This is a genomic window from Rhodoferax sp. UBA5149, assembly GCF_002413825.1.
In the GTDB taxonomy this organism is placed as follows: Bacteria; Pseudomonadota; Gammaproteobacteria; order Burkholderiales; family Burkholderiaceae_C; genus Rhodoferax.
The window spans coordinates 43,464-55,361 of sequence record NZ_DHXT01000088.1 but is presented as its reverse complement, the minus strand read 5'-3'; the positions used below and the strand labels follow the sequence as shown (position 1 = coordinate 55,361).

The window sequence follows — 11,898 nt, the reverse complement described above, 5'->3', positions numbered from 1 at the left end:
ATCGCCTTGCCGTAGCGGCTGGCGTCGCTGGCAAACACCAGGCCGGGCGTCAGCGTGGTGAGCACATGGCGCAGCTTTTCATAGTCGGTGCTGATGGTCGAGTAGGCCGGTGACACCGGGCAATAAGGCACACCGGCGTAAAGACAGCCGAGTGCCAGCAGCGCATGTTCCAGGTCGTTTTCGCTCAGGATGACGACCGGGCGCTCGGCATTCAGGCCACGGTCCAGCAGGGCCTGGCCAATGCTGCGGGCGCTGCGCAGCGCCTGCGCATAAGTGATGTGACGCCAGTCGCCGCTGCTGCCATCCGGGTTTCTGACGCGGCGCGCCATCCAGCTGCGGTCCGGGGTGGTGCTGGCCCAGTGCAGCAAACGGTCGGTGATGCGCTGTGCGTAATCGCCCAGCGCTTGCTGGGCCGTCAGGTAGCTCACGCCGTCAGCGCCTTCGCGCAGGTCAACCCGGGTGACGCCAAACGTGAACGGTCGGTACTTGGGCGCCATCATTTTGTGTTGCTCACGTGGGTTTCACTTTGGCGGCTTTGCCGTCGAGAAAGGCCGACATCCGCGACTTGGCTTCCGGCGCGCTCTGGGCGATCGCGGCCATCAGGGACTCGGTGAACAGGCCCTGATCCGTGGTTTGCTCGGCAATACGGGGCAGGGCATGCATCAGCGCATAGTTGGTGAGGGGCGCGTTCTGCGCCACCCGCACCGCCAGCGCCAGCGCCTTCTCGAACGCCTGGCCTTGCGGAACCAGATATTGCGCCAGGCCGATGCGCTCACCGTCTTGCGCGTTGTAGACGCGCCCGGTGAGCATCATGTCGGTCATGCGGGCTGTGCCAATTAGCTTGGGGATGCGCACCGAGCCACCGCCACCGACAAAAATGCCACGTGTGCCTTCGGGCAAGGCATAGAAAGTGGTGTCGTCGGCGACGCGGATATGGCAGGCGCTGGCCAGCTCCAGCCCGCCCCCGACGACGGCACCGTGCAGTGCGGCGATCACTGGCACCGTGCCAAACTGCACCCGCTCCAGCGCGGCGTGCCACATGCGCGAATGGTGCAGGCCCTGGCCGGCATCACGCTCTTTGAGTTCACTGAGATCCAGACCGGCGCAAAAGTGTTCGCCTTCGCCGTCCAGCACCGCGGCCCGCACGGTCGTCGGCAACTCATCGAACAGCGTGCGCAAGGCCAGGACAAGGGCGTCATTGATCGCATTGCGCTTGGCCTTGCGGGTCAGGCGGATGACGGCGACTTCCTGCTGCTCCCCGCGCAGTTCGAGGTGAATGGGGTGGGTGTTTTTCATGGGCGATGGCGGGTGTTTTGGAAATATTTGATTTTTCGGGTGGAATCGATTATGGTTATAAGATATAAGCAATTCAAGCGCCTGCCCCGCCATTTTTCTTGGTGTTTACCCTAGCCATTTACCCACCCTCTGGAGACCTTCATGGACCATAAAAACCTTGTTGCCATCGACATTCACACCCACGCCGAAGTGAGTTGCTGGAACCCGTTTGACAGCTATGGCGAGGAGTACGACCGGGCCGCGGACAAGTACTTTCGCAACAGCCGCCGCCCGACCATTGCCGAGACCATTGCCTACTACAGGGAGCGCAAGATTGGCCTGGTGATGTTCACGGTGGATGCCGAGACGCAAATGGGGCGCCGGCGGATTCCCAACGAAGAAATTGCCGAGGCGGCCAAGGCCAACTCGGACATGATGATGGCCTTTGCCAGCATCGATCCGCACAAGGGCAAGATGGGCGCGCGTGAGGCGCGCCGCCTGATCGAGGAGTTCGGCATCAAGGGCTTCAAGTTCCACCCCACGGTGCAGGGCTATCACCCTTACGACAAGATGGCCTGGCCGATCTACGAGGTGATCAATGAATACAAATTGCCGGCCATCTTTCATACCGGGCACAGCGGCATTGGCAGCGGCATGCGCTGCGGCGGCGGCCTGCGCCTGGCCTACAGCAACCCCATGCATCTGGACGACGTGGCGATTGATTTCCCCGACATGCAGATCGTCATGGCCCACCCCAGTTTTCCGTGGCAGGACGAGGCTCTGAGCGTGGCCACGCACAAGCCCAATGTGTGGATTGACCTGAGCGGCTGGAGCCCCAAGTATTTCCCCAAGCAACTGGTGCAGTACGCCAATACGCTGCTCAAGGACCGCATCCTGTTCGGCAGCGACTACCCGCTGATCACGCCCGATCGCTGGATGAAGGATTTTGAGGAAGCGGGCTTCAAGCCCGAGGTGATGCCCGGCATCTTGAAAGGCAACGCGGTGCGCTTGCTGGGACTGGGTTGAGAGATGTGATCGGTTTCAGGCGCACGCGGCTCTGGCCGGCCGATTGCTGCCTTTGGCTAGTGACCGCGTCGGGGAAGTGGAAATTCTGACGTATCCGGTGCCGAAAAGCTGACGATCGTCACCCGCAGCAACGTGCTCAAAACGCACATACACTTCAGGATTGAAGGCCCGCAGCGCCCCCCTGCAGCGCCGCCACGCACACGCGCTCCATTTCAAGCGCCCACTCGGCGGCTTCGGGCTGGCTCAGCTTGACGAGCAAACCATAGCGGCGCCCGCCCCACACCGCCAGATGCAGCGCCTGCACCGTGGCGGGCCTTGGGCGGGGTGCCAGATCATCACAGGCGTCCAGCACCCGGGTCCACGCCGCCAGCAACTCGTCATGCACGCGGCGATGGTGCTTGGGTTCGGCGATGCGTGCTTCCAGCAGCAGCATCTCGGGATCAAACCAGGGCAGCTCGGGCGCGCGCACGCCGCAGCTCAGACGCACCAGTGTCTGCACGCGCTGCCGCCATGTGAGCCCGCTGGCCTGCACCGCTTGCGCCTCAATCGCCTGCAGCAACGTGTCCATGCAATGGCGCACATAGCCTGACAGCAAGGCGTCTTTGCTCGGGAAATAGTCGTACAAGGTGCCGACCGAGACCCCGGTTTCCAGCGCCACGGCGCGGGTGGTGAGTCCGCCCCAGCCGTCACTCCGCCAAATCCGAACAAAGGCGTCATAAATGGCCTGAACGGTGAACTTGGCACGCGCCTGCAGCGGCCGCTTCAAGGGCTTGGCGCGTGGCGTGGGGGCCTCGGCCGAGGCGGCTTGCGGTTTTCCGAACCCGCTGGAGAGAGGACGACGGTACATTCAATTGACCCGATTTTGCAACCCCAAAACCACACCCAGGACAAACGCCCCATGAACCAAAATCTTCAGCTCACGCGACTGCTGACCCGCAAAGATGCATTGAATCACAGTCAGCTCGATGTCGGCCCGCAAGCCGCGCCGGCGCCGGGCGAGGCGCTGCTCAAAATCAACCGTGTCGCCATCACCACCAACAACATCACCTACGCGGCCTTTGGCGACGCCATGCAGTACTGGGGCTTCTTCCCCACCCACCAGCCGCAGTGGGGCCATATGCCGGTCTGGGGCTTTGCCGATGTGGTGGCGTCCACCGTGGACGGCGTGGAGATTGGCGAGCGTTTCTATGGCTACTTTCCCGTTGCCAGCCATTTGCGGGTGCGCCCGGAGCGCGTCACGCCACGCGGCTTTTATGACGGTGCCGAGCATCGGCGCGCGCTCACCTCGGCCTACAACCAGTACACGCGCTGCAGCGCCGACCCGGCTTACCGTGCCGCTGACGAAAACTACCAGATGCTGGTGCGCCCCTTGTTCATCACCTCCTTCATGCTGGCGGACTTTCTGCAGGACAACGCCTTCTTCGGCGCCACCCAACTGGTGCTGTCCAGCGCATCGAGCAAGACCGCCTACGGCACCGCGTTTGCTCTGCGGCCCTACGTCGACAAGGGCATCCCATTGATCGCGCTGACCTCGGCGCGCAACCAGGGTTTCGTCGAAGGCCTGGGCTGCTACGACCAGACCGTGGGCTACGAGCAGCTCGCCTCCATCGACGCGACCCAGCCCACGCTGTATGTGGACTTTTCAGGGGACGAGGCCTTGCGCGAAAAAATCCATCACCACCTCGGCGATCAGCTGGTGTACGACTGTTTCGCCGGCTCGGCGCAGAACACCAACTTCCTGCGCGACACCGGGCTGCCCGGCCCCGAGCCCAAGTTCTACTTCGCCCCGGTGCAGATCCGCAAACGCAATGCCGATTGGGGCCACGCCGTGGTCAACCAGCGCTTCAATGAGGCGCAACTGGCTTTCATCCGCCGCGTGAGCGATCCGGCCACACCCTGGATGCAGCTGGTCGAGCATCAAGGCTTTGAAGCGGCGCAGGCGCTGATTGCCGATCTGCATGCCGGGCGTATTGATCCACTTCAGGGGCATGTGGTGATGCTGGGGTGAACTGAGCGCAGTAGCGCAGGAGGCTGTGGGGAGCCGTACAAACCCGCATGAGATTTGTGGCACGAAACTGGCATGCCTCGCTAGAATTAGTTGACCAATCGGTTAGCTTCTTCTTTCTGGTGCAGACCCATCAATTTTTTCGTGTCAATGAACAATCCTGAAATGCCATCACGGTCGCCCGCTGCCGTTGCGCTGGTCACGCCCTTGGCCAGTGCGCGGCTGGCCGTCGAAGTCCGCAACGCCAGCGTCATCTACCAGGCGAGCGATTCACCGGTTCACGCGCTGGAAGGTATTGACCTGGACATTCGGGAAGGCGAGTTCGTCGCGCTGATTGGCCCCTCGGGTTGCGGCAAGACCACCTTGATGCGCGTGATCGCCGATCTGGAGAAGATCAGCGCCGGCCAGGTGCTGGTCAACGGCGTCACGCCGCATGAGGCCCGCCTGGCGCGTTCCTATGGCTATGTGTTTCAGGCGCCCGCCCTGTTTCCGTGGCGCACGGTGCTGGCCAACGTCACCCTGCCGCTGCAGATCCAGGGCCGCTCCAAGGCCGACAGCAAGGCCATCGCGCTGGAGCAGCTGGCCCGTGTCGGGCTGACCGGCTTTGAGCAAAAGTACCCCTGGCAGCTGTCCGGCGGCATGCAGCAGCGGGTGTCGATTGCGCGCGCCCTGTCGTTTGAGCCGCGTATTCTGATGATGGATGAACCCTTTGGTGCGCTGGACGAAATCACGCGCGACCGCCTCAACGAACAGTTGCAGCAGCTGTGGCAGCGGGAGCGCCGCACCGTGGTGTTCGTGACCCACTCGATTGCCGAGGCGGTCTACCTGTCGACCCGCATCGTCGTGATGTCGCCGCGTCCCGGGCGCATTGTCAAGGTGATTGACTCCCAGTTGCCGGATGAGCGGCACTTGGGGCTGCGCGACAGCCCGGCCTTCACTGAAGTGGCGCACGCGGTGCGCGAAGCCCTGGCCGATGGTCACCATGACTGACAGCGCCTGGAAAGCCGTCACGGCGCGTCTCCAGCAGGGCTTACCGGTGGCCGTGCTGCTGCTGGCGGTGCTGCTGGCCTGGTACGCGGGCGCCTGGCTGCTCAACGCGCCCGGCGCGATCGAGCGCGTATTGCCCCCCGACGAGGCATGGACCTGGCAAGACCTGTTGACGGCCACCATGCATATGCAGCGTCCGGTGCTGCCCGCGCCCCATCAGGTGGCACTCGATTTCTGGTCCGGCTTGGTGGACTGGCCGCTGGACTCGCCGCGCAACCTGCTGTACCACGTCGCCGTGACGGCAGAGTCCACGCTGTGGGGCTTTGTGATGGGCACCTTGCTGGGCTTGGTCCTGTCGGTGAGCATTGTTCACTCGCGCACGCTGGACCGGGCCTTGCTGCCCTGGATCGTGGCCTCGCAAACCGTGCCGGTGCTGGCGATTGCCCCGATCGTGCTGGTGATTCTGGGCAGTCTGGGCTTTGCCGGCGTGGCCCCGAAAGCCGTGATCGCCATGTACCTGTGTTTTTTTCCGGTGACGGTGGCCATGGTGCAAGGCTTGCGCTCACCCCAGCGCATCGAGACCGAGATGCTGCACACCTACGCCGCCAGTCGCTGGCAGGCTTTGTGGTTGCTGCGCTTGCCTGCCGCCTTGCCTTTCTTGTTTCCCGCCTTGCGGGTTGGCATTGCGGCCGGCCTGGTCGGCGCCATGGTGGCCGAGCTGCCCACCGGCGCACAGGCCGGTTTGGGCGCGCGGCTGTTGACCGGCTCCTACTACGGCAACACGGTGCAGATCTGGTCGACGCTGGTGATGTCGGCCTTGCTCGGCCTGACGCTGACCGGTGTGGTGGCCGGCGTTGAGCGCATCGTGTTGCGGCACCGGGGGCAGTCATGAAACGCGCCACCCAACTCACCGTGCTGTGGGTGCTGGCTTGCCTGGTGGGTGGTGCGTTGCTGATGCAGCTGCCGTCCGCCCGCGGGGAGACGCCACCGAGCGCGCTGTTCTGGGGCGCCACGGCCGTGCTGGCGCTGCTGGCCGTGCAGTCGATCCGGCGCATGGCCGCACTCGACGCTGGGCGCGTCTACGGCCTGCTGACGGCGGCCTTGTTTGGCGTGTGGGTAATCTACTTCTGGCAATTGCTGGTGGTGGCGTTGGAGGTGCCCAGGGTCTTGTTGCCGCCGCCCGCGTTGATCATGCAATCCATGGCCAGCCATGGGTCCACCTTGTGGGGCGACTTTGTGCAAACCGTGCTCAAGGCGGTGCTGATCGGTTGGGCCGTCGGCTCGGGGCTGGGGTTCGGCGTGGCGGTGGCGATTGACCGCCTGCCTTTCCTGCAGCGCGGTTTGTTGCCGCTGGCGTCCCTGACCAGCACGATTCCCCTGGTCGCCGTGGCGCCGATCGCCGTGATGTGGTTCGGTTTTGAGTGGCAATCCAAGGCGGCGGTGGTGGTGCTGATGACGTTCTTCCCGATGCTGGTGTCGACCCTGGCCGGGCTCAAGGCATCGGGCAAACTGGAGCGCGAGCTGATGTACAGCTACGCGGCCAGTTACGGTCGCACCTTGCTCGCCTTGCGCTTGCCGGCCGCGCTGCCCTTCATGTTTGGCGCGCTCAAGGTCAACGCCACGCTGGCCCTGATCGGCGCCATCGTGGCCGAGTTTTTTGGCTCACCCACCTCCGGGCTGGGCTTTCGCATTTCAACCGAGGCCGCCCGCATGAACATGCCGCTGGTGTGGGGCGCCATCGTGGTGGCGGCCGTCACAGGTTCGGTGGCCTATGCGGTGCTGGTGCAACTGGAGCGGCGTGCCGCGTTCTGGCACCCGTCGGTGCGTGAAGGTTAAACCCCCCCCAACCCAAGGAGCTTCCCATGATTCGTTCTTCCAAGTTCACCAACCGCCTGCTGGCCGCGGTGCTCGCCGTCTGCGGTGCGGCTGTCGGCGTCAGTGCCAGCGCGGCGGACAAGGTCACCGTGCAACTCAAGTGGTTGCCGCAAGCGCAGTTTGCCGGTTACTACGTGGCGCAAAGCAAAGGCTATTACAAGGCCGAGGGCCTGGACGTGACCATCAAACCCGGCGGCCCGGACATCTCGCCAGTGCAAGTGATTGCCGGCAATGGCGCGGACGTGGTGGTGAACTGGATGCCCGATGCCCTCGCCGCGCGCGAAGCCGGTGTGCCCCTGGTCAACATCGCCCAGATCTTCAACCGCTCCGGCTTGATGCTGACCTGCAAAAAGTCCAGCGGCGTGACCAGCCCCAGAGATTTCAAGGGCAAGACCCTGGGCGTCTGGTACGGCGGCAATGAATACCCCTTCCTCAACTGGATGGCCAAGCTCGGCTACAAGGCCGACACCGACATCAAGATCCTCAAGCAGGGCTTCAACGTCGACCCGCTGCTGCAGAACCAGGCCGCCTGTATCTCGACCATGATCTACAACGAGTACTGGCAAGTGGTGGACGCCGGCATCAAGGAACGCGACCTCATTACTTTCTTCTATGAAGAGCAGGGCGTGGCGTCGCTCGAAGACGGCTTGTATGTGCTGGAGTCCAAGCTGAAGGACCCGGCTTTCGTCGCGCGCATGGGCAAGTTCCTCAAAGCCACATTCAAGGGCTGGAACGATGCCGTGAAGAACCCGACCGAGGCCGCCAAGATCGTGGTGGCGGCTGACACCTCCGGCAGCACCACCGAAAAAGTGCAAAAACGCCAGATGGACAATGTGGCCAAACTCATCACCACCGCGGGTACGCCCAAGATCGGCTACCTGGAGCCGGCCGCCTATGAGCGCACGGTCAAGGTGCTGCTGGTCGCGGGCAGCTCCCCGGTGATCAAAAAAGATCCGGGCAAAGCCGCCTACTCGCACGTGGTGTGGGAAGCGGCCCAGAAGTGAGCTTCTCCCAGGCAAGTTGCCGTTTTTTGCGACCAGGGGTCTTATTCTGACGGGTACGGCCCCTTCTTCTTCACATCATGATGCCTATCCCCATCCGCAAGTCGGCGCGCGTGTCCGATGATGCGGCCAAAGGCCAGATTCGCCAGGCCAACGAGGCCCTGATTCTGGACGCGGCCGAGCGCGTGTTTGCCGGCGCCGGCTTTGGCGGCGCCACCATGGCGGCGATTGCCGAAGCCTCGGGTCTGCCCAAGGCCAATCTGCACTATTACTTTGGCAGCAAGCAGGAGCTCTACCGCACCGTGCTGGCGCGCACCCTGGAAGACTGGCTGCTGCCGACCCATGGCATCACGCCCCAGGCCGATCCCCGGGTGGCGATTGAACGCTATATTCGCGACAAAATGGCCTTGTCGGTGCAGCGGCCCCATGCCTCCAAGGTGTTCGCCAACGAGCTCTTGCACGGCGCCCCGGTGGTGAAAGCCCTGCTGGCCACCGAGTTGCGCGAGATGGTGCTGGCCAAGGCGGCGGTCATCGACGGCTGGATCAGCGCCGGGCGCATGGCGCCGGTGGACTCGGTGCACCTGTTCTTCACCATCTGGGCTGCGACCCAGACCTATGCCGACTTTGATGTGCAAGTGCGCGCCGTGCTGGGCCGCCCCGAGTTGGGCGCGCCAGACTATGCGCGCGCCACCGAACATGTGGTGTCGCTGATTTTGCGCGGCTGTGGTTTGGGGGCTGGCTAGCCTCCGATTGCTATGTTTTCAGGAGCTGTCTGCGCATATTCTGCGGGGGCTAGAGCCCGATTTGATGCTAAATTTTTCGTCACTGCAGGCGCTGCAGAAGGTCCAGGGTCGGATAGCCGTCCGCCGCCAGGCCCAGGCTGCGCTGGTATTGGCGAACGCCGCGTTGCGTGGCCGGGCCCAGCATGCCGTCGGGCGTGCCGCTGTCGAAGCCATGCGCGTTCAGCACCGTCTGCAACGCCAGCAACTGGCTGCGCGACAGTAGCTGCAAGTCGCGCGGCCAGGGTGCCTGCACCACGGCGCCGCCGGCCAGCCGATGCGCCAGCAGGTTGACGGCGAGCGCATAACTGGTCGCGTTGTTGTAGCGCAGGATGGTGCGGAAGTTCGGCCCCACCAAAAAGGTCGGCCCGCGTGCGCCCGCCGGAAGCAGGATAGAGCTGTCGGCCAAGGCCGGCAGCGGCGCGCCGTCCATGGTTTGCACGCCCTCAGCCGCCCATTGGGCGCTTGGCTGGCGCACATCGGCGTCGGCGTGCGCGTAGTCAAAACCTGGCGGCAAGCGCACCTCCAGCCCCCAGGGCTGACCAGCCTGCCATCCAGAGCGTGCCAGGAAGTTGGCGGTCGAAGCCATCACATCGGGCACGCTGCCCCAGATGTCGCGTCGGCCATCACCATCGGCATCCACCGCATAGGCCAAAAAGGCCGATGGCAGAAACTGCGTCTGGCCCATCGCACCCGCCCACGAACCCACCATCTGCGCGCGGTCGATATCGCGGTTCTGCAAAATTTTCAAAGCGGCGAGCAACTGGCCACGCGCCCATTCCTCGCGACGGCCCTCAAATCCCAGCGTCGCCAAGGCGTCGATGGTCGGGATGTCGCCCACAAAACTGCCGTAACTGCTCTCCAGGCCCCAGATCGCGACCAGCACCTCTGCCGGCACACCGTAACGCGCCGCTATGGCCTCTACGCCAACATTCGCATCGACATTCGCGGCGGAGCGCAGTTGCTGCAGCTTGGCCTCTCCCCGCGCGATGCGCTGCGGCGACACAGCGCTGTCCAGGTAGTCCCACACAGGGCGGGTGAACTCGGGCTGCGCCCGGTCCGACGCGATGGCGCTGGGGACGAAGCGGACGTTGTCGAACGCGATGTGCAGCGTTGCCTCATCGATACCGGCCGCGCGTGCGCGGGTGCTGAACTCAGCCACCCAGCGGGCAAATTTCTGGCTGTGTTCGACCTCAACGGATTCGGTCGGCGTCGGGTTGGTGCTGACTATCGATGGGGCTGGTGCCGTGGTTTCGACCGGCGGTGTGGAGGCGCACCCCGCAAGCACGAAGATCGCCAGCAACGCGGGAACAAATCCGCAGCGGGCTGACGCTGGAAAAAGGGATGGTGTTTGCATGCTTTCCATTTTCGTCGTTCTATGGAAGCAGGGTGATCTGACGCCCTCGGTACCGATGACGGTGCACTGCGACTGGTTCGTTGCATTGCATGATCACCATCGCGGCACGTTCGATCGCGAATGCAAGCTCCCGGTCCATGAACAGCAACCAGACCAGGAAGGTGAGCGCACCGCTGACCAGCGCCATGAGAGTGAGCCACATCGCCGCAGTGTCGGCGAGGTTCTGCGTCTTCGATTTGCTTTTTTGGGCCTGCTTGACGAGGTGGATTACCTGCGACAGGAACGCGTTACCAGTCATAGGATTTGAGATCGCGGCTGACTCTTGACGACCAGTTCCGGTCTTTGGTGTGCAGCGCCATAAAGCAGTCACTGGGCGGTTCGCGGTAAAGCCCTTCCGGCGTCACCCCGATTTCCCGAGCGATCTCTATCCAGGCGTTCCCAGACCGTGCGCAATGCGAGCAGTTCCGCACGGGCGCGGGCCCGCTGAACCTCGCTGGCCAAACGGGCGGCCAGATCGGAAAGCCACGCGACATCATCTCGCTGTGCTTAGCGGGACTGACTCACTGCACAAGTAGCAACGGACAGTGTCGCAAAAGGCCGCTGCGCAATACGGCCGGGTCAGACTTTTCCGATCGTGTGGGTCATTTCCAGTCCGATCGGCAACATCGTACGATAGACAACCGGCGCCGATTCGCGACAATCGGTGCTTTGACCGTAAACGCCATGCAAATCAAGACTTTCTCCATCCTCCCTGTCCTCTTCGCAATCGCCGCGGGCGCCCTGGTTCCTGGCTCGGTGGCCTTCGCGGGTAGACACCACGCAACCAAGCCCGCGTCTCACAAGAAGGCCGCGGCCGACCTGAACGCCCCGCCGCCACTTGCTGCTCAGACCGCTTTGGCGGGCAGCCCACCGGCGCTGCCCGCCAAGGCATGGCTGCTGATGGACTTCGACTCCGGCGAGGTGCTCGCCTCGGCCAACGCTGACGAACCGCTGCCGCCGGCGTCGCTAACCAAGATGATGACAAGCTACCTGGTCGAGCAGGCCCTCCGCTCCGGCAAGCTCAAGCAAACCGACCTGGTCTCGGTAAGTCAGAACGCTTGGTGCCGAGGTTCGAGCAGCGAGTCGTGCATGTATCTGCCGCTGAACAGCCAGGCCACGGTGATCGACATCCTGCGCGGCATCATCATCCAGTCGGGCAACGACGCGTCCAAGGCGATTGCCGAGCACATGGCCGGCTCCGAAGAGGGCTTTGCCAAGCTGATGAACGCCGAAGCCCTACACCTTGGAATGACGCACACGCATTTCGTGAATCCCACGGGCCTGCCCGACCCGGCGCACAAGTCGTCTGCGCGTGACCTCGCCATCCTGGCGCGCGCCATCATCCACGACAGCACTGACTATTACCCGATCTACGCGGAACGCGAGTTCAAGTACAACGGTATCAAGCAAGGGAACCGCAACGCCCTGCTCTACACCGATCCCACCGTTGACGGACTGAAGACTGGCCACACCGAAGCGGCCGGCTACTGCCTGGTCACCTCATCCAAGCGCAACGAGATGCGCCTGATCACGGTCATCCTCAATACCCACAGC

At 63.6% G+C, this 11,898-nt stretch carries 13 protein-coding genes; 8 read left to right on the top strand and 5 right to left on the bottom strand.

All coding sequences use genetic code 11. The features are described from left to right. On the bottom strand, window positions 1–500 hold a 500-nt coding region (locus B3V69_RS07665), incomplete at its 3' end, for an AMP-binding protein (protein ID WP_296445304.1). A gap of 10 nt (window positions 501–510) precedes the next feature. Further along, window positions 511–1,296: a crotonase/enoyl-CoA hydratase family protein gene (locus B3V69_RS07660; RefSeq protein WP_296445302.1), complete on the bottom strand. Its 786-nt coding sequence runs from the start codon at window positions 1,294–1,296 to the stop codon at window positions 511–513. A gap of 141 nt (window positions 1,297–1,437) precedes the next feature. Here B3V69_RS07660 and B3V69_RS07655 point away from each other — a divergent pair, with 141 nt between their 5' ends. Then, a complete protein-coding gene (locus B3V69_RS07655; RefSeq protein ID WP_296445301.1) occupies window positions 1,438–2,301 on the top strand; it encodes an amidohydrolase family protein in 864 nt (287 codons plus the stop codon). Between the two features lie 154 nt (window positions 2,302–2,455). Here B3V69_RS07655 and B3V69_RS07650 read toward each other — a convergent pair whose 3' ends face one another. Continuing rightward, complete coding sequence (locus B3V69_RS07650) at window positions 2,456–3,148, bottom strand: TetR/AcrR family transcriptional regulator (RefSeq protein WP_296445299.1); 693 nt, start codon at window positions 3,146–3,148, stop codon at window positions 2,456–2,458. Window positions 3,149–3,199: 51 nt separating this feature from the next. On the opposite strand from B3V69_RS07650, the gene B3V69_RS07645 reads away from it, so the two are divergent. The 6 genes from B3V69_RS07645 to B3V69_RS07620 all read left to right on the top strand — a co-directional run bounded on the left by B3V69_RS07645 (window position 3,200) and on the right by B3V69_RS07620 (window position 8,912). After that, window positions 3,200–4,309 carry a DUF2855 family protein gene (locus B3V69_RS07645; protein ID WP_296445297.1) on the top strand — a complete coding sequence of 370 codons (1,110 nt, stop codon included), beginning with the start codon at window positions 3,200–3,202 and terminating at the stop codon, window positions 4,307–4,309. 147 nt (window positions 4,310–4,456) lie between these two features. Beyond that, window positions 4,457–5,296, top strand: coding sequence for an ABC transporter ATP-binding protein (locus tag B3V69_RS07640; protein WP_296445295.1), 840 nt, complete (start codon window positions 4,457–4,459; stop codon window positions 5,294–5,296). Continuing rightward, window positions 5,289–6,185, top strand: a complete 897-nt coding sequence (locus B3V69_RS07635) for an ABC transporter permease (RefSeq protein ID WP_296445293.1) — start codon at window positions 5,289–5,291, stop codon at window positions 6,183–6,185. The genes B3V69_RS07640 and B3V69_RS07635 overlap by 8 nt, the downstream gene beginning before the upstream one ends. Next, window positions 6,182–7,129: an ABC transporter permease gene (locus tag B3V69_RS07630; protein WP_296445291.1), complete on the top strand. Its 948-nt coding sequence runs from the start codon at window positions 6,182–6,184 to the stop codon at window positions 7,127–7,129. The genes B3V69_RS07635 and B3V69_RS07630 overlap by 4 nt, the downstream gene beginning before the upstream one ends. A 26-nt stretch (window positions 7,130–7,155) precedes the next feature. Further along, window positions 7,156–8,172, top strand: coding sequence for an ABC transporter substrate-binding protein (locus B3V69_RS07625; protein WP_296445289.1), 1,017 nt, complete (start codon window positions 7,156–7,158; stop codon window positions 8,170–8,172). 77 nt (window positions 8,173–8,249) lie between these two features. Further along, entirely contained in the window at window positions 8,250–8,912 is a 663-nt protein-coding gene (locus B3V69_RS07620; protein ID WP_296445287.1) for a TetR/AcrR family transcriptional regulator, read from the top strand. 79 nt (window positions 8,913–8,991) lie between these two features. Here the strand turns inward: B3V69_RS07620 and B3V69_RS07615 are convergent, their stop codons facing one another. Further along, window positions 8,992–10,314: a lytic murein transglycosylase gene (locus tag B3V69_RS07615; protein ID WP_296445286.1), complete on the bottom strand. Its 1,323-nt coding sequence runs from the start codon at window positions 10,312–10,314 to the stop codon at window positions 8,992–8,994. A gap of 10 nt (window positions 10,315–10,324) precedes the next feature. Continuing rightward, window positions 10,325–10,603, bottom strand: coding sequence for a hypothetical protein (locus B3V69_RS07610; RefSeq protein WP_296445283.1), 279 nt, complete (start codon window positions 10,601–10,603; stop codon window positions 10,325–10,327). Between the two features lie 425 nt (window positions 10,604–11,028). Between B3V69_RS07610 and B3V69_RS07605 the strand changes: the two genes are divergently transcribed. Next, window positions 11,029–11,898 (top strand): D-alanyl-D-alanine carboxypeptidase family protein (locus tag B3V69_RS07605; protein ID WP_296445281.1); only part of this gene is annotated, 870 nt, incomplete at its 3' end.

Excerpts from the sequence above, each read along its gene's own strand:
- B3V69_RS07655 (WP_296445301.1), top strand. The coding sequence starts at position 1,438 with ATGGACCATAAAAACCTTGTTGCCATCGACATTCACACCCACGCCGAA.
- B3V69_RS07660 (WP_296445302.1), bottom strand. The coding sequence starts at position 1,296 with ATGAAAAACACCCACCCCATTCACCTCGAACTGCGCGGGGAGCAGCAG.
- B3V69_RS07630 (WP_296445291.1), top strand. The coding sequence starts at position 6,182 with ATGAAACGCGCCACCCAACTCACCGTGCTGTGGGTGCTGGCTTGCCTG.
- B3V69_RS07650 (WP_296445299.1), bottom strand. The coding sequence starts at position 3,148 with ATGTACCGTCGTCCTCTCTCCAGCGGGTTCGGAAAACCGCAAGCCGCC.
- B3V69_RS07610 (WP_296445283.1), bottom strand. The coding sequence starts at position 10,603 with ATGACTGGTAACGCGTTCCTGTCGCAGGTAATCCACCTCGTCAAGCAG.
- B3V69_RS07625 (WP_296445289.1), top strand. The coding sequence starts at position 7,156 with ATGATTCGTTCTTCCAAGTTCACCAACCGCCTGCTGGCCGCGGTGCTC.
- B3V69_RS07620 (WP_296445287.1), top strand. The coding sequence starts at position 8,250 with ATGATGCCTATCCCCATCCGCAAGTCGGCGCGCGTGTCCGATGATGCG.
- B3V69_RS07635 (WP_296445293.1), top strand. The coding sequence starts at position 5,289 with ATGACTGACAGCGCCTGGAAAGCCGTCACGGCGCGTCTCCAGCAGGGC.
- B3V69_RS07645 (WP_296445297.1), top strand. The coding sequence starts at position 3,200 with ATGAACCAAAATCTTCAGCTCACGCGACTGCTGACCCGCAAAGATGCA.
- B3V69_RS07615 (WP_296445286.1), bottom strand. The coding sequence starts at position 10,314 with ATGGAAAGCATGCAAACACCATCCCTTTTTCCAGCGTCAGCCCGCTGC.
- B3V69_RS07640 (WP_296445295.1), top strand. The coding sequence starts at position 4,457 with ATGAACAATCCTGAAATGCCATCACGGTCGCCCGCTGCCGTTGCGCTG.